This is a genomic window from Dokdonia pacifica, from assembly GCF_900188275.1.
GTDB classification, from domain to species: Bacteria; Bacteroidota; Bacteroidia; order Flavobacteriales; family Flavobacteriaceae; genus Dokdonia; species Dokdonia pacifica.
The window spans coordinates 351,861-368,990 of the sequence record NZ_FZNY01000004.1 but is presented as its reverse complement, the minus strand read 5'-3'; the positions used below and the strand labels follow the sequence as shown (position 1 = coordinate 368,990).

General features: G+C 39.0%; 19 protein-coding genes. All 19 read right to left on the bottom strand.

Features of this window, described 5'->3' with window-relative positions; translation table 11 throughout:
* Nucleotides 1-22 precede the first annotated feature (22 nt).
* On the bottom strand, nt 23-1,309 hold the full coding sequence (locus tag CHB80_RS13980; protein ID WP_143337139.1) for a YncE family protein: 1,287 nt from the start codon (nt 1,307-1,309) through the stop codon (nt 23-25).
* A 158-nt stretch (nt 1,310-1,467) separates the two neighbouring features.
* Complete coding sequence (locus CHB80_RS13975; RefSeq protein ID WP_089372111.1) at nt 1,468-2,244, bottom strand: hypothetical protein; 777 nt, start codon at nt 2,242-2,244, stop codon at nt 1,468-1,470.
* Entirely contained in the window at nt 2,219-2,650 is a 432-nt protein-coding gene (locus tag CHB80_RS13970; RefSeq protein ID WP_089372110.1) for a hypothetical protein, read from the bottom strand. The genes CHB80_RS13975 and CHB80_RS13970 overlap by 26 nt, the downstream gene beginning before the upstream one ends.
* A 9-nt stretch (nt 2,651-2,659) precedes the next feature.
* Nucleotides 2,660-2,887 (bottom strand): hypothetical protein, encoded by a 228-nt coding sequence (locus tag CHB80_RS13965; protein ID WP_089372109.1) that lies wholly within the window; start codon nt 2,885-2,887, stop codon nt 2,660-2,662.
* Nucleotides 2,884-3,417, bottom strand: coding sequence for a hypothetical protein (locus CHB80_RS13960; RefSeq protein ID WP_143337138.1), 534 nt, complete (start codon nt 3,415-3,417; stop codon nt 2,884-2,886). The genes CHB80_RS13965 and CHB80_RS13960 overlap by 4 nt, the downstream gene beginning before the upstream one ends.
* Before the next feature lie 14 nt (nt 3,418-3,431).
* Nucleotides 3,432-4,073 carry a hypothetical protein gene (locus tag CHB80_RS13955; protein WP_089372107.1) on the bottom strand — a complete coding sequence of 214 codons (642 nt, stop codon included), beginning with the start codon at nt 4,071-4,073 and terminating at the stop codon, nt 3,432-3,434.
* Nucleotides 4,074-4,075: 2 nt separating this feature from the next.
* Complete coding sequence (locus CHB80_RS13950) at nt 4,076-4,678, bottom strand: hypothetical protein (protein WP_089372106.1); 603 nt, start codon at nt 4,676-4,678, stop codon at nt 4,076-4,078.
* 83 nt (nt 4,679-4,761) lie between these two features.
* Nucleotides 4,762-5,664, bottom strand: a complete 903-nt coding sequence (locus CHB80_RS13945) for a hypothetical protein (protein WP_089372105.1) — start codon at nt 5,662-5,664, stop codon at nt 4,762-4,764.
* A gap of 64 nt (nt 5,665-5,728) precedes the next feature.
* Nucleotides 5,729-5,893: a hypothetical protein gene (locus CHB80_RS24675; protein WP_179218170.1), complete on the bottom strand. Its 165-nt coding sequence runs from the start codon at nt 5,891-5,893 to the stop codon at nt 5,729-5,731.
* Nucleotides 5,894-6,121: 228 nt separating this feature from the next.
* Nucleotides 6,122-6,988 (bottom strand): zonular occludens toxin domain-containing protein, encoded by an 867-nt coding sequence (locus CHB80_RS13940; RefSeq protein ID WP_089372104.1) that lies wholly within the window; start codon nt 6,986-6,988, stop codon nt 6,122-6,124.
* Nucleotides 6,989-7,181: 193 nt separating this feature from the next.
* Nucleotides 7,182-8,207, bottom strand: a complete 1,026-nt coding sequence (locus tag CHB80_RS13935) for a hypothetical protein (protein ID WP_089372103.1) — start codon at nt 8,205-8,207, stop codon at nt 7,182-7,184.
* Nucleotides 8,207-8,662 carry a hypothetical protein gene (locus tag CHB80_RS13930; RefSeq protein ID WP_089372102.1) on the bottom strand — a complete coding sequence of 152 codons (456 nt, stop codon included), beginning with the start codon at nt 8,660-8,662 and terminating at the stop codon, nt 8,207-8,209. Before CHB80_RS13930 ends, CHB80_RS13935 begins: the two co-directional genes overlap by 1 nt.
* Nucleotides 8,663-8,800: 138 nt before the next feature.
* The gene (locus tag CHB80_RS13925; RefSeq protein ID WP_089372101.1) at nt 8,801-9,265 is read right to left on the bottom strand and encodes a hypothetical protein; all 465 of its coding nucleotides are present in this window, start codon (nt 9,263-9,265) and stop codon (nt 8,801-8,803) included.
* A 15-nt stretch (nt 9,266-9,280) separates the two neighbouring features.
* Nucleotides 9,281-9,526, bottom strand: a complete 246-nt coding sequence (locus CHB80_RS13920) for a hypothetical protein (protein WP_089372100.1) — start codon at nt 9,524-9,526, stop codon at nt 9,281-9,283.
* Nucleotides 9,513-10,220, bottom strand: a complete 708-nt coding sequence (locus CHB80_RS13915; RefSeq protein WP_089372099.1) for a hypothetical protein — start codon at nt 10,218-10,220, stop codon at nt 9,513-9,515. The genes CHB80_RS13920 and CHB80_RS13915 overlap by 14 nt, the downstream gene beginning before the upstream one ends.
* A 1-nt stretch (nt 10,221) precedes the next feature.
* Nucleotides 10,222-10,578 carry a hypothetical protein gene (locus CHB80_RS13910; RefSeq protein ID WP_089372098.1) on the bottom strand — a complete coding sequence of 119 codons (357 nt, stop codon included), beginning with the start codon at nt 10,576-10,578 and terminating at the stop codon, nt 10,222-10,224.
* A gap of 332 nt (nt 10,579-10,910) precedes the next feature.
* On the bottom strand, nt 10,911-11,918 hold the full coding sequence (locus CHB80_RS13900; RefSeq protein ID WP_089372096.1) for a hypothetical protein: 1,008 nt from the start codon (nt 11,916-11,918) through the stop codon (nt 10,911-10,913).
* Nucleotides 11,911-12,876: an AAA family ATPase gene (locus tag CHB80_RS13895; protein WP_229746954.1), complete on the bottom strand. Its 966-nt coding sequence runs from the start codon at nt 12,874-12,876 to the stop codon at nt 11,911-11,913. The genes CHB80_RS13900 and CHB80_RS13895 overlap by 8 nt, the downstream gene beginning before the upstream one ends.
* Complete coding sequence (locus CHB80_RS13890; RefSeq protein WP_089372095.1) at nt 12,873-17,129, bottom strand: strawberry notch C-terminal domain-containing protein; 4,257 nt, start codon at nt 17,127-17,129, stop codon at nt 12,873-12,875. Before CHB80_RS13890 ends, CHB80_RS13895 begins: the two co-directional genes overlap by 4 nt.
* Nucleotide 17,130: the final 1 nt, after the last annotated feature.

The following is a 17,130-nucleotide window of genomic DNA, read 5'->3' as shown; positions in this document are numbered from 1 at the left end:
TATATGGTAACTAGCGAGGTCACTATTGACGATCTAACTCATTTTCTAAGACACCGAACCAATCTAGTTTCTTGTAGTAGATAAGTAGTGTGATGGTGGTCTGGGCTGGAATCGTGAAGTACCATCTGTGAAGACCGTCAATCACGCATCCATCAATATCAAAGACTTCTGCAACGCTTAAAAAGTTTTGAGGGCTACTGTAATTGCTTATGCTTAAAAAACGACGATCCCTTTTCCCACTGATCGAAACATCTTCAAGTTCTAGGGTGCTTATAAGACGGTCACTACTAATAATTTTTAAATGTTTCACTAGCGCAGGATTAAATTGAAACTCCTGACGGTACTCATCATAATCTTCTTTAATACTTACCCCTTGTTTTACGACAAGTCCAAGAGTGACGCTATTAGTGGTTGCTTTTGAAACAGCAACTAAACCACTTGTAGGGTGGATAGCAATACCCGTTTCAAAATCGACTATAGGATAGGGATCGATAAAATCATTATCCGCATTTAACCGTAATACCTGATTATTGGTAGTCTCTCCGATATATAAAAGTCCTTCAGATACGCTATAGGCAATACTACCGCCAACACCTTCTAAGGGAATTTCACTTGCTACAAATGATGTGGTATCAATAGCGAGTAAACTGGCATCGTTTGCTAGAATACCATAGATATGCCTTGCTAGTGGATGATATGCCCATGCGATAATATCCTTTGTCACCTGATCTATGAGTCCTACACGATTATGGGCAGTATCATAGATAAATACCTCTTGCAAAACAGGGATATGGATAAATACATTCCCTGTATCGCTATCAAGTCCCATGCTTGAGGGAATACCTTCAATGGATCGTTGTGCTACCGCTCTGGTGGGGGTGTCAATGACAAATATATTTGCCTCTGTAATCCCTGTGACATACAAAGCGTCATCTATAGGATTATACACAAAACTCGTGGGGCGTTTAATGACCGACAATTCCTCACTAATGGTAAAATCTAGCGCAATCACACTAATACTATCTCTAATAGAACTCAGCACATACACCTCTCCATAATTCGGACTATCCGCTTTGGTGTGTACCGTTATAGCAATAGGGGAATAAGAAACGGTAAAGGGAATACTAGCAAGGGCAATGGTGTGCAAGACCTCTCCCTGACTATTAAAAACACTCACATCATCTGAGAGTTGATTCACCACATAAAACAGATCATTGGCTGGATTGTAAACCATCCCTTGCGGATAACTACCCACTACAATGGATCGATTCTCATTAAACCGATTATCGAAGGTATCGGTCGTACTCACTGATAAATCGCTATTCGCCCCCCAAAGACGAACACGCTGCGCGGTATCAGTTGAATTAGTTACTATAAACTGTAGCGATTGAAATTCTTTGGTCAGGTTTTTATAAAACCTTCTGTAATTATAGTGCGAATCTAAAGGGTGTATCATGGCTCATTTATTTAGGTGTAACTAATGGTTTCTTTCTCTTGGGTGTGAGCCTCTATAAAGCGCACTACATCACGGGTTCTTTTTAATTGCGCCTCTCCAACAAGCTCTGGATAGCTTCCAAATATTTGAGTCATGGCATAGACCGCCTCAATTTTTGGAAAGCCATAGTCTAAATACTGTTTGATCCCACACAAATCAGCCGTAGTTTGACTTCGGGTGTTTAAAAACCAATGGCATCCTTCATGGGCTAAAATGGCTACCCTGATCGGAATGGTAAACCCTAAAAAAAGACGCTTTGATATTTGAACCCTCGGCATTAATCGGTGGGTTCTCGCTGGGGTAATCAGTTCTTTACCTGATCCGTCTGTAATGGAAGCTAGATAGTGAAACAGAAACTCCCCACCCGGACTATCATAAAAGCCTGTAGGGGTTTGTCCTGCTTTTTGAGCAAATGCTATGGCAAACTTTAAAAAGCGATGCTGAGATTCCGATGCCCAAAGCGAGACAGCCTCCATAGGGGCTACTTCAAATGAAACCACTGAAAAATGTCGGTCATGCCTTGCATTTTTGTCAAAAATAAACAGCTCCATTTCCTTAGAGGACACGGGGAATCTCAGGGTAAATTCACGCGTTTCGCCTGCTTTTAAAAACCGCGCTTTACGACGCAGATAAAAAGTATGGGAGTATCTAGGATCATAGGCTTGAATCCCTAATTCCATAGGACGATGCGCCTTTATCCCAATATGGATCACAAAACGCTGTTTATTTGTTGGAATGGGAATAATCATACCTCTTTAATTTGATTGTCTTTTTTTTATAAATAATCACCCCAATGACTCCCACGACTAGCACACCCCCTATGATAAAAAATGCCGTTGGAATGCCTTTACTTTCGGAAGCTATATCCGTCTGCCCATCATTTGATGGAAGTCCTATTTCAAAATCACTAGGTGTATTTGATGTATCGGTTTGTACGGGGTTTAAAAGAGTATCAACTGCTTGTCCTATCGCTGTCGCTCCACCTATCTCTCGATATACATTGCCTACCTTTTTTGCAAAAAGTTTTTGACGTGCCTTACGAGTGGTTCTACGTTTCTTACGGCGCGCACGACGTCTTTTTCGTTTTTTCTTACTTCCAAAAAAGCTATCATCATCCAGATAGATGCCCTTTTGTGTTTCTATACGATCCTGCATATCTCTTGATTATAAAATGTGTAAGATTCGTAAAGTGCTTTGTTGAGCGTCATAGGATAGACTTTGATACGCTTTGCCCACAAAAGGGTATCCCTTAGCCTCTCCAGCTTTGAGAACTACCTCATTCACTAGAGCATCAGTAGTACCTGTGTTTTTAAAAGATGCAAATAAAAAGCCTGCATCTAGCTCTCCCCCTGCATCAGTTTCAAACTCTATAGGATTTGCTTGTGTATTCATAGTGTGTCTTTTTTTTGTGCATTATAAATCAGATAGCCTGTGATACTTACGCTAATAATGGTAAGTCCGATAATGAGGATCTTTTTCTTTCTGCTCATCACACGCTTCGGCTTTTCAGAGGCTACCTCTTTTTGAGCAGTCTCTTTTTTAAGGGCTTTCGCTTTTTCTCTGGCTTTAATTTTTCTGCCTGGGGGTACTCTTTGGACACTCGTGGTTTCCTTTTTACTTTTTGCAAGCTTTTCAGGAGGCGATACCTTTAGTATGGGTGATTTTTTTAAAGCAATACGCCTTGGCCTGCCAAATTGCATGGCTTTTTTTCTTGGTAAAAGAATGCTCATTGCCCCTTTTACAGGTCTTCTTCTTTTGGGTCTTGACATTGGGCGAGTACCAACCCTGTTGATTTTCCTTTTTCTAATCTTTGGATAATAGGGACGAGCTATTCCGCGATGAATTCTTGGTCTTATGGGCAAACCATACGGATTAAAATCATCATATCCTTCATCCTGTTCTAATTCATCTTCTCTATACATAGCGATCATGGTTTCTATTGTTTGACAGGGTTATACATCGGTGTTTTAGGGCGAGACATAAATACAGCAACCCCTATTAGAGCCAACAAGACGACACCACCTCCCACCATAAGCATGGTTTGGGTACGCCTTTTAGCCTTTTCTTCTTGTTCTCTTCTAAGGCGTTCTGCCTGTTCTCTTCGGCGCTCTTCATCTCTACGACGTTGCTGTTCTTGCATTCGTTGAATTTGCAATTCCAAGTCGCGTTTTGCTTGTAAAGCTTGGGAGGAAGAAGCACCACTATTACCACTATTATTATTGCTATTTCTTCGTTTCTTTTTCTTTAGAAGACCACCGATAGCGCCGATAGCCCCTTTAATAAGACCACCGAAAAAAGCATCTTCTGCATCTGGCAAATCAAATCCGACCTTGCGTAGCCAAATCATAGATTCCACCTGGGTATCTATATGGCGATCTACTAACTTGGAAAGCGCATCGGTAAAACCATCCGTGTCCGATGTCAGTAGTTCTATAGTGGCATCAATGAGTTGTCTTTTGGTGGGAGCGGATTCAAAACCTACTCCATAATATCCTAATAACTCTCTAAGAGCGTCACTAGCGGTAAGGATCAAATGACCTATTAGATTGATAGCTTCATTATATTGTTCTTGTGTCATATCTAGCTGTTTTTAGAATAGGAAAAACCCCATCCCATAAGCACACCAATACCAAAGATGCTAGCATATACACATAGCTCCTTTTTAGTAAGTAGGTTATAATTTGTGGGGATGGTTTCTTCTGCTAAAGGTTGTTTTGGACTCGTGGTGCGAAGCGAGTTCCATAGCTGTTCTATTTCTTTTTCGAGTTCGCCTTTATTGGAAGTGCCTTTGTGTTTTCCGATTAATACTTGTAATCGTGCGCTGGGTTCTAAGCTGTCAGGATCACTTATAAAATCATCTTCTTTTAAAGTGGCTGCTTTCTTGCAAGAACCACATCCACTTTTTTTAGTGTCCGAAAGCTTTGTTTTGCAATTCTCACATACTTTTGAAACGCCTTCAATAGAAAGAATTGCTTTTTTATCAGGGTGTATTTTTAAAAGGGCTTCAATAACAGTACGCCCTTGTTTGCGAACAAGTTCTTTGATAGCCTCTACAAGATCATCAGGGGATTCAGGGGATTCAAAACCCGCATCATACAAAAGCTTTTGAGCCTCTGCTATATTGTGATACACAATATAATCGATCCGATTTTGTCCCAATCCAATATATCGGGTTGTGTTCATAAAATTCTACAGTTTAAGTAAAGTCAGTATAGCGCACTCTTAGCGCTATACTGACTAAGGTTACAGTTGACGTCAAAGGGGGATTAACGTCTTCTGCGAACAAGTTGAGTGTTAGGACGTCTTCTTCTTCTAGCCAAACGCTTTCTTTTAGAGCGCGTAGGTCTTGGACGACGACGTGCTGGACGACGACGTGATGGAAGTCCAAGCGCCGTAGGACGTTTACGTCTTACTAAATCTAATTGAGGAAGCCCTGTTGTTCTAGGAGCGTTGGAGAGTTCCGCTACATTTTGACCACGAAGTAGGTTTCCAAGATTGGCGCGCGCCTTCACAGTAAAGGTAAATACCGCCTTGCTGTTCGCATTGATTGTAAAGCGAAGGGCATCCTGTCCTGTTACGTCCATTTCAAAATTATCATCATCAATAAGGGTATTATTGAAATTTTGTGGGGATGTGGCATTACGAGGTTGATACACCCGATTGGTCTGCGTTCCTGAAGCAGTACGTCTTTGAATGCGAAGTACATTATCAAACTGTATCGGGGCGCTAACAGAGTATTTCATCCCTGCAATTTTAAAAGGGTGCGCCTTACTCTCTTCACGTACTTCTTTATGAGAAGATTCCTCCACATCAACAATAACCCCATTGGGTTGTGCCTCTTCTGCATTCGCGCCGAAAAGAATGGCAATTGCCGATTCCGTAGAGGTATTAGTAACAGCAATGGTAAGTGTACGGTCATTAGGGTTGATTCGCCCAATACTCTGTTTGGTAAAATCATCATAGTCCCCTACAGCACCAATATACCCATCATCCTCATAAGGGTAGGGATCGTCATACTCATCATCATATCCGTCGTATTCTTCTTCCTCATCATCATATCCTTCTAAGCCTGTTTCATAGTCTTCTTCATACTCTCCCTCATAGAAATCATCATAGTGTCCTTCTGCTTCTTCTTCATATTGCATTAATTCATCATTATATGGATTCATAGTGTCTTTTTTTAAAGTTTAAAATCTTTTTTTGTTAGCTTCTATTTAAAACTTACAAGCCATTTTACTTCTTAGCGGTAACCGCTTTGGTTGTTTCTTTTTCTAGTTTTTTAGCCTTGGCTTTCGCCACCATAGGCGCTATTAAAAAAGTGCCTAGTAAAATGCCTGCAATACCAGCTGATGCGATAAAAGCAATTGCTTTAATATCAATGTTTGATTCTTGTGCCATCAATTTGTTTTTTAAAAAGTTAATTCTTGTTTTAATTCCTCAAGTGATCTTGTATTTCTAACTAGGGTGCAAGTTGGGTGGAAAGATTCGAGATTCCGCGTCACCAGTTTGGTAGGGGTGACAATTTTATTTTTTTACAAAAAAGAGTAATTTCCATATAATCAGACATATAAATCCTTTTTGGATTACTTTCAACTGACCAAAAGCCTACCCAAAATAACCTAAAGCCTATGCAGAATGATAGCGTAAGTACTCTTTAATGAGCTTTAAAACCACCCTATTTCGATCTTTATAGATGGTGTTTCCATTAAAATCACGCTCCTGTAAGAGCATTCGTATCTTCTTGGTTTCCTCTTGATCGATATAGCGCTTCACTGCTTTTATGTAAGAAGCCCGTGAGCATCCTACAATGCGTTGTTCACGCATATTGACATACACAAAAAAACTCTTTAGTACCTGATACTTCTTTTCAGATATCTTGCCTAAAGAGAAAGCCGTAGAAGCCAATTCATAATGAGCATCAACAATGAGTTGAGCGATCCGCACCAGATTGTATTTAGGGATACGATCTCGATAGCGAGTCACATCATCTACTTGATGATGTAGTCTAAGCCACGTACAGTTCTGCCACTCTGAGGTGGTAATCTTAGCTACCGATTGATGGGTAAGTAATACATCAATCCCCTTATGACGAACCGTACACAAAGCACCAATCATATTCTGACCTTTTGCCCCTGCCATATAATGATCGATATCATCCAAAACCACCATCCCATTTTTATAATGCTTCATAATCTTTTCAATAACCTCACGTTTTTGGGCAGTGTCCATCGGAGAACCATCGGGATTAAAAGGGCGTATGCGACGCGCATGAATTTTAGAGAGTGATTTTATATGGTTTGGATCAACCGTTCTAAATTCTGGATAATCATCATCGTTGGTATCAAAGGCTAATACTTTACGCCCTTTTTTACCTATAGCTAAATGCTGATTCAAATACTCTTTAATTTCAAGTTTATTACGATAGGTCTTACCTACCCCTGTCTCACCACAAACAAGCATGATCATGGGTTGACGATCCTTTGTCACTTTCATTATGTATGATCTGTTTAAAATATTTTAGGTTATTTGCCTTACAAAAGGCAATACAATTTCCAGCACAACACAAAAAAGTGTGTCATGTCATAAAGCATCAGCGCTTAACTATCTAATGCCTAACTGTCAGCAATAGCTATCCTCAGTGTTAGAAATCACTATTAGTGACTATATGTAAAATTGCTAGTTCACACTAGGAAGTATCATCAGAAACTTCTAGTATTTCTTCAGTAGTCTGCATTACTCTCTGCCTATTTTTTGGAGCAGAACCTTCACCTTTTGCGTGCTTTTTGTCAAGGGATTGTGTGGGTTTTGCCTCTTCATAGACGAGGTTCATACCCGTAGCCTCATTCGATGTTTTGGAAACATTTCTAGTCTGCGTGTTTTCTACATCATAGATCACAGGATCAAACTCAAAATCATCATCGCTGTCAACAATAACCTCTTCTTTTAGTGTATCATTCTCTAAAGGAGCTTGTTGATCTGGCTCTTCAGGGGTTTGTTTTCCCTCTTGTTCCTCTTTGTCTTTTGTATCTGGGAGTTTCGCTTCTCTTACAATTTGAAGAATACGTCCTTCAAGAGATTTGTTTTCAGCGCGTACTTCCATGACCGTTTGCGCTTTTTTGACAATCACTGAAATAACGGCTCCCAAGAGTTGCTGTTCAGGCGAAAGCTGTTTGGTTTTGTTTTTTATTACCTGAGCAAGAAGTGGCGTTAAAAGCGCTTTATCGTCTGCATCAAGCCTGATACGTCTTATATTCTTCTCGTTTTGGGAATCAATGACTTCTACAAGTTCTTCAAACTCAAAAAACTCTTCATGCTTTCTAATTTTCACAAAGAAACCACCACCAACGGCTAAAAAATTATCCGCCATACCAAGGAGCGCTTCTGCTGTTTGCGTAGCTTGTTTATCGGAAATTATAGCTTTGGCTGTCTCTTTTTCACCCTCGTGTACTTCAGATTGTTCTATCTGTTGTTCGGGTGCGTCTTCTCTGGCTACATAAGCCTGTTCACGAGCATATTCACGTTCTGCTGTTTCGCGAAATCCGCCCCCTGAAACCCTCTGCTTAGCATCATCACTTTTTATCTTAGCGATATCTCCATTTTTCACTGATTGGGTAAGTGGACTTTGATTCTCTGAAATAGGTGTCTGTAATGCATTACTCGATGTATCAGTAGACAACACATCTTGAATTTCTTTTTCTAATTCATCTTCCATTATTTCATGTTTAATTGTATCAAATAATTAATAAATAGACGCTCTAATACGACAAATCGCTCATATAATTCTTTGTAATACGATTTAATCGAGAGAATCTCCTCTAGTTTTTTATAGTTGTAACGCGTGCTTCGATTCGATTTTTTATAATACTTCCCAACACTGCGATAACTCATGTCCAAATAAGTAATGAGCAAATAGTAGCTACACATTCGTGCCTGTTTTGAACTTTCATCTGTAGCGGTTAATAAAGTAGATATAGGTACATCAAAAACCTCAGTTGCTTTTATTTTGAGAAAATGAACAACTAAATCTACTTTATGAGTATTGGTAATGATCCGATCACTACAGGTCATGCTTTGCATTACCTTTATGGCTCTTTCAAAACCGAACTTTGCAATTAGCTGTAATATTTCAGCGTCTAATTCCTTTGTTAATAATTGTTTTTCTTCCATGACAGCATCGTCTATTTTTACAGTTTCAAGCTATCTAATTCAAAGGGGAAAACGAATTTTTAGCGCAATCAATGTTTGGTCAATTATCGTCTATCTAAACTTCACTAAATGGTCACAAAACAGTCATTAAATAGTCATCTATTTAACAATCTCTGTAATAGTGTAACAATAAAAACAAAAAGAAACCCTTGTAATACGGTACTTCCCGAAGATTGTGACTTTACCTAACTCCCCTTTGAACCCTAATGCTCGCAAAGAGCTTAACATGACGCTCTTATTTTTTTTGCTAGCAACTAACTGGGCTAAAATCGTCTGGTCATCGCTAATTTTTAATTTTTCCTGTTTCGGATTGTCCTGTTTTGTGATGTTATGATCTGATTGATACGTTTTATAAAGAGGCTTTAATTCTTTTAGCTCATCAGTAATTTCTTTGTCCAAGGCAAAGAGTCTGTTTTCTAATTCTTGCTCATCGTGCTTCTCTATAGTTTCTTCTAAAGCAAGCATCTTTTCAAATACACCAATTTTCTGTTGAACATCACTTGGCAGTAATGCGATGTCTAGTGCGTGCTTATTTATATACGACTCATGTGTGATCTTTTTCATAGTTTTTAAGGATTATTATGCGATTTGTAATTCTTGTTTATTTACTAGGTACTCAACACCATTAGATAACAAAGCCGTTGCTACTGACATGGCTAAAACAATACCAAGTGTTTTTCCAAGTTCTGCACCTCTAGGAATACCAAACTTAAAATCTTCGTTGGTATCTGAATTTGTTCCTAGATTATAATATAGGAGTGCCTCGGCAAGTCCAACAGCTAATCCCGCTCCTGTAATAATTAATAGTTTCTTATTTGCTGTCATTTGTTTTAATTCTTTTAGTGATATCTTTAAATTTTTGTTTCAGTGCGACCTTGCTTTTTTCAGCTAAGTTTTCATTAAGTTCAAATACTCCCACTACTTTTTTATGAATCCCTAAACTCATTCTTTTGAGATCGTTTATTTTTTGAGAATCATTCCTAAAGCGATCAGGGAGTAAATTGGCAATAGCATTAATATGACTATACACCTTATCATATACCGTCTTTGGAATCGCAGGTGTTTTCTTTTTGGTAGTTTTTCGAGTCGCCCCTCTTTTTCTACATTCCTCGACTTCTGCCTGTAATGCTTCTAGTTTACTTAAAGTAGGTGTTGCAGATTTTTTCTTGATAGGCTTTTTTGGAGCTTTAACTTTTTTTGCATCTGTCTTTTTTTTCTCTTTTTTAGGCGTAGATGTTGTTTGTTTTTTAGGGGTAGGTGTTATTGGTGTTTTCAGAGGTACTTTTTCAGAGGAAACCACCACTTCGATACATGGTTTTTCTTGCTCGGTAATTGCATCAGGATATACTTCTTCTATGAGTTCCAAGATGAGATTTGAACTCTCTTTAGTCACCGCTATAAAATCTTCTTTATCCTCTGCACTTTCATAATCTTTAATGAGTTTCTCAATTTCTGACTTCACATCCTCATTACCTATTTTAGTCAAATCCAATGCTTGTATTTTTGCTATATCCGTCATCTTATGCGCTTTTAGGGGTTAGGGTTAATTTGAGTTTCAAAAGCCGTATAGCACGCAGGCGTTCATTCTCTCGAATCTGAATCGCTTCTTTGCTAAGTAATGGTGTCACTTTACTCTTTGATCTTTTGATTGGCTCTTTAGCCGTATTTTTACGATGTTTCTCTACCAATTCAAACAGCAATCGATCTGCCTCTTTAGCAAGTGGATCATCAATGGTAAAATGCTCCGTTTGCTTTTTTATAAGGGCATATCCATCTTCTAGTCTCAATGGACTTCCTGTTTGATGAATGATCTCTTGTTCATTTGTAATAGGTATCCCTCGAAGGACACTCGGTTTTATCTCTTGTAGTCTATACATAGTTATTTCATTTAGTGATTCGCCAAACTACTCTGTGGCAAAATCTAGTTTGTAATGAGCCTCTAGGCTCTTAAAAAAGGCGTTAGCTTCTTGCGCATTTGTATAATGGATCGAACAGTTTTGCGAAGTTCCGTCCAGATCAAAACAGCGATACCGATAACACTGAATAGGACGCTCTATATCGCTAATATCAATTTCCAGCCAACGAAGGATCAGTGTATCTTTAAACAAGGGTGAGGTCATAATCTGAAATTCAAAACATGACTCCTTACAATTCTTTTGAATAGTTATCCCATAACCCATTAGCTTTTGTATGCTTTCTTTTGATAGGTTCATCTTGTTTTTACTTTTTTAGTGTATTCTAATAAGATTCGTGAGACTTCTTTCACGGCTCGATCTATAGAATAACTTTGATTAAATAATAGGGTGTTTGCCGTGTATTCCATGTAGGCACTCGTAATCCTATCATCGATTTTTCCAAGGGTATCAGGAATATTGACTCCGCAATAATCGGACAGTGCAATAAGCCCTTTAAAGCCATTGAATCGAAAGTATCTTGGATCACTTGCTAATACCAACAATTGATTGGTATCTAATGGGTCTTCAAAACGTTTCACTCTAATAGCAGATACAAGGGTATGGACTCCAAAAGAAGTACCGATTAGCACATCAATAGCCACCGCAATATGACAGCTTTCCAAATACTCGGTAAGAAGTGCTACCGCAATGCCAACGTAATAAAGAGCATCCCCTTTGGTATTGGCATTCGCCCCTGCTAATACCGTTAGGGTGAGCGTTGGTTTGGAAGCTGACTTATTTTCAAAATAAAGATGCGTGTTTTTAACTGTGGTTGCCTTGTCTTTTCCTAATTCAATTTTAAGTCCGTGAGTATATTTCTCTAGTGGCGATGCATTTTTTGAAAGTGGTATTTTATAGAGTCCCATCATCGCCCGATCAAAGGAGAATACCCCTAATCCCTTGCTGTTAGCGCTAAGCTGTGGGCGTTTTAACAGACTCTCTTGCACAAGGTCTGTGTAGCGAGTAAGCTCCTTTTTTATTTTTGGCGCGATGACCTCTAAAAGTTCCATTTTTCCAAAGTAGTGATGCTCCTCTAAATCCCTTATGGAATTTGGCGAAGGATTTCCATACCAATCACTTGATGTACGAATACGATCTTTAGCGTTTTTAACAATATTCTCTAAACTTTGCTGATTGCCTATAAATAGCTTTTGAGATTGTTTTTGGACAAAACTGTGATAGCCTCCAGGACTTGCAAAACGAACATACTGAAAGCGCGTTTTTTGATACGAATGGGTATGTATGATTGGGTCTTTATCCACGTCTTTTATATTCTTTTGAAAACTCCGTTTTAGCCTGTGCAGATTTGTAGGTATTGACAAAACCATCATAACTTACTTCTGCCTTTATCTTTTTTGCTTTTTCGCTATTCATGATCCAGAAATAACTATCTAGTGAATCGCGCAATGTCTTCCCATTTTGATAATTGGTAAACCGAGTATGACTCGAATCTTCAATTCCCATTTCACGAAACATCTCTAGCACGTAAGAGCGTTGTAAATTGAGCATGGTACGAAGGGTCATAATATCCTCTGTGCTATCATCCGAAGCATCTTTCGCTTCATACCGTAAAATAGCGGAACGAATGGCTTGGCAATGCGTTACAAGGGTAGGATATATAAGTGCTTTTTCTAGTTTCTCATTAAAACCAACATGGTAAATACAACCACTAAAGCGATCAATAAGAGAAGCATCTTGCTTACTATTTCCCACATAGTGTTTACTAAATCCTTTCCCTGTGGTATTTCCTGTGGCGATACATCCGAAATGGGGATGTTTTGTAATCGGCTCGTTCAGACCATTAAAAATAACCGCCTCTTCACTCGCGCTTTTGGCTAGGGCATCATTAAGCAGACTTGCCGTATTAGGATCAAGCTTGGGCATTTCATCTAAAATCAGGATTTTACCATCACGCCATGCCTCTATAAGCGCGCCTTCTTTATAACCCGTCATGGTTTGCCCACCTTTAATCTCCGTAGGGGAAGTCCATTGACTGCAATTAATCGTGATATAGGGAAGCTCCTTTTTATCACGTTCGTGCCGACCAAACAGCGAATAACTTACCTTCTCGGCTAAGGTGGTTTTTCCTGTTCCTGCCGATCCGACTAAAAAGACGTTATTACCCCAAATCAAATCATCCAAAATCTTCATAAAATTTGGGATTTGATCGATCTCTGGAATATCCAATTTTAACTGTTTATATCGCTTAGTTGTCATCATACTATTTCTTCTAATTCTTTGTTTAATTGTAATTTGGCTACAAACTCTGTAAGTGGTGTTAATTCTCCAATTTCTTCGTTGTAAGATGCCTTTCCAAGTTCTAAAGCAGTGTACCTACCAAAAACAAATTCTCTATTACCACTCTCATGGGGATGGTTCAAAATGAAATATCCTAATGTTTCTATGGCTTTAAAAAGTGGCACATCCGCAAGGGTATCTATAAGGGCTAAATAGTCTGTTAGTACCTTTGTATCACTACTAGCATTTTTCCATAAAGTGTAGGACTCCGTAGCGTTTTTAAATACCGGAATCAAAGTGAAATTATACCGCTCTTTATCTGAAAGACGTCTGTTATACACCACACGTCCTAACGGGTAGCTAGCATCGCCTTCAAAGAAGTTTTCAAAGCCTGCACTTGGATGACTTGATTTGCCGTACGCCGTCCCCAATTCATAGACATAGCGTTTGTCTGACCGCTGAGTCCGCGACTCCCAGTCTTTTTCGTTTTCTTCTTTTAGCTCCTTAACCTGTTTTGTACTATCCAAGTAATACACTCCGTAGTCATTGAGTTTGTTTAAAAATAAAGGGAGATTAGATAACGATACACCTCCTGTCATTTCATTTCCATTTTGCACGAAATCGGGTAATTCATTAGAATCGGCTCCCATTCTTAGGGTCAATAGTTTCTGAAGTTCAGGATCAATAATCGCTTTATAAAATGCTTTCTTTTCTAGAAACACATCAAAGGTGGTAGCACTTGTTTTTACAAAGCGCACCTTATTGTCATTCGCCTTGAAATAGCCTCCAATGTTAAGAGCAGTAATCTTATGTAACCCCTCACTAATGGGATAGCTACTTTGACTATAAGAAGAAGCATCTGTATCCCTTGATAAGAGAATACCGCTTTGGATTGCCCCCTCTTTAGTATTGTATTTAATGAGTCTGTTTTTACCATCAATATGACTTGCCGAGGCTAGAATGTTCTCTGTTAGAATTTGGCGCTGTTCTCGCTTTACCGATGCCTCTTTAATACGCTCATTCCATAGGGTAAGCACCTCTTCTTGTTCTCTTTCTGTAATTGCAGTGGATTTACTTTCTTTAAAAATACCATTCAATAAATCAGCGTCTCCTCCATGCTGTAATGAAACACTCAATGCTTTACGGCTATCGGTTACAGCAAAATTTAATCGAACATTGCCAAGGGTATAGGGGTTTTTGGCGCTCTTACCCATACTTACTCCTAAGAATACGCCCCAAGAAGGCGCTATAGAAGCGCTATAGCTTGATGGGACTTTGACCGCATCGCCAATGTGCCAAAATCCAATATGGGATTCAATACGTTTGCGTGTAGTTTCTAATTGCTCTATATATTTCTGTAAACCCTGCTGTTTTTCATCTATGATTTCTTTCAGTAGTGTTACCTCTTGTTCATCCTGCTTACTAAGCTCTTTTTTTAATTGATACTCCAGCATTTGAGTACTGAGCTTCTCAATACTTTCTTTTTTAGCAAGCTCTCTTTGGGCAACCATTTTAGGATATTCCAAAGCGATCTCAGCAAGTAGTTGCGCCTGAACGGTCTCAGGGGGTTTGCCTCCCAATGTTTTTAAGATTCGCATCTCTACTTGTTGTAGTGTAAAAGGACGGTTTAGGTTATTTACAATCGTCTGCTCTCGAACGGTATCACGACCAAAAGCACTTAGACCACCTACACCTTTATGAAATAAAAAACGTTTTTGTACCTCTGCGTCAAGTTGTAAAAACTCCACCTCTAAATCATAAGTCCCTTGCTGTTTTTCTAATTGGATTTGATCTTTATAACGTGAGAGTAATTCATCATATAAGCTTTGTTGATCTTTGACTAGTAGTAATCCCGCACGCCCTGTTAATTGGCGAATAGCCCCATGCTTTTCAGGATTTAATACATAGCGAGAATACCCGTTATCATCTTTTACTTTACTATGATTTGGATAGCCCAAATCAGGCATGAGTTCCGGATGTTCTTTGATCCATGCGTGTGCAACCGTGTCTCCATATTTATTTAAAAAATCAGGGCTCTTTAAGGTATCATCACGTGTTTTCTGTGATCCTGTGGTATTCGCATCTAAAGTTTTTAGTTTGGCTTTAAGCATCGTCATAAGCCGAGCTTCCATAGGAATATCCGAAGTGATGTAATAGTACTCTGGTAAGACCACTTGCCCTGTACGGTTGACCCTTCCTAAGATTTGAACCACGGTATTAATATCAAGTTCAAATTGATGCATCAGTAACGCCCGTTTACGCTGATCTTTAAAATCCTTGGATGCGTGGGCCGAAGCACCTGTACTTCCGCTTTGATTGATTAATAAGACATCATATTCTCCTGAATTAAACAAACGAAAGGCTTTTTCTGAATTGGATCGAAAGGACTGTACAATCGCCTGATCCCCATCAAAAACAAGGCGCTGTTTACGTCCTGTTACTTCGCCAACCCTAAAATAAGACTCCTTGTGTCCTCCCAAGGTTTTCGGTTTCTTGGTCTTTGTAATAAGATCAATTAAAATATCAATCGGGGATATGATAAGACCTGATCGCTCTTTACGAATGTCCTCCTTTAAAGTCTGATAAGCCTTTTGTGCATCTAAGGGTAAATCCTCTAAAGGGATACGCTCTCGTGTTTTGATATTATCTATGGTAGTATAGCTATAGCTAAAAATACTGTCAAGCCCTTTTTGTAAAACATGGACAAAATCTAAATCTGCTTTAGGGATGGTATCTCCTGATCCTAATTGCAAATCATTTAAAAATGCGCCCATTGTGCTTTTAAAAGCGATCACTACTTTTTTATCTTGCTCAAGTAATGCGATGGTCTTTTTAGCCACGGACTCCGCTTTGAGCGCAAATAACATTTGATCTACAATTCCAAAAACTCGAGAGAAATAAGGACTTTGTTTCACTCCTAAATTCCTTGGTTTTTGTCTGGTTTTATCGCCTGAATTTTTTGCCTTAGAGTGAATGACAGCAAAACGACTATTTAAGTATTGACTCTCAAAAGAAGCAATACGGCGCATGATCTTTATAATCCGATCCACTTGCTTTCTGTGCAAACTGCGCTCTGGTTCTTGATCTAGTACCTCATAAAATGTTTCTATCCCCTCACTAGAGCGTTGACGGCTAATAAGCTGTCCCATCTCAGCTAAATTGGGCGAGATAATCTCTTGCAGGGCAAGTCCGCCTGATTTCATGGAGCGTACAAAAGCGTCATTACTTAATTTGGCTTCAGCTATCGCTGTATATCCCGCGTAAATCGGCATCACCTCTGGGTATTTAGCAAAGGTGGCACTTAAAAAACAACACGAATGCGATAGTGATAAAAGGGATAACATGGATTTACCAATAAGGGTTTCATGTGATCCGATGGTATGGCATTCATCTAGTACAAATACCACTCCTTTAAATCGAGAATTTCCTAGTTGAATTTGCTCACAAATAGATTTTAACCATAGATATTTATAAGGTGCTGCCGATTGTAATTGAGAGTAGGTAGAAAAGATCATATCATATTCACTCGGCACATGATCAATCACATGAGTAATGGTAAGTTCAGGGTAGGTATCAGGATCAGGCAGATCTCTGCCAATAGATTTGTAATAGGCAATAGCTCTATCACTATCAGTAGGTACCGTTTCTAAGTGAGTAAGTAATTCCTTTTGTTCTGACGATGATAAAGAAGTGAAAACAACACTTCCATCACTATCTTTAATCTTTGCCTGACTATCCGTATTTAAGATAAAGGGATCAATCCCTGTTAGATCAATTGCCTTTAAATCTCTGTAGATATCTGAAAATAGTTTTACCTTTTGTGTAAAGAATATGGGCAAATATCCTTCCATTACGCTGTGACGGATCACGCCTGCTGCTTCACGACCTTTTCCTATACCCGTTGCATCTGCAATAATCAGACTCTTACCCATATCAAACTGTTTTAAATACAGTCCGATAGCATCTACTTGTTCCGCGCTAAAGGCTTTCCAAAGATCCTCCAAGGAGTTATAGCGTAATCTATCGCGTACCAAGTGATCAATATTTCCGTACTCTCTTACGATTCTCGTAAGGGCTACTTGGGTTTCAAAAGCTAAGTTGCGAGGCACTAAGGTATCCATCACATAGGAAGCATCTGATTTTACTACATAGGGCGTTAGTGCGCTTTTAGAACTTACAAGCGCCTCTGTATCTACGGAAGTATCTATCACTTCCTTTAAAGCGATCTCTTGCATA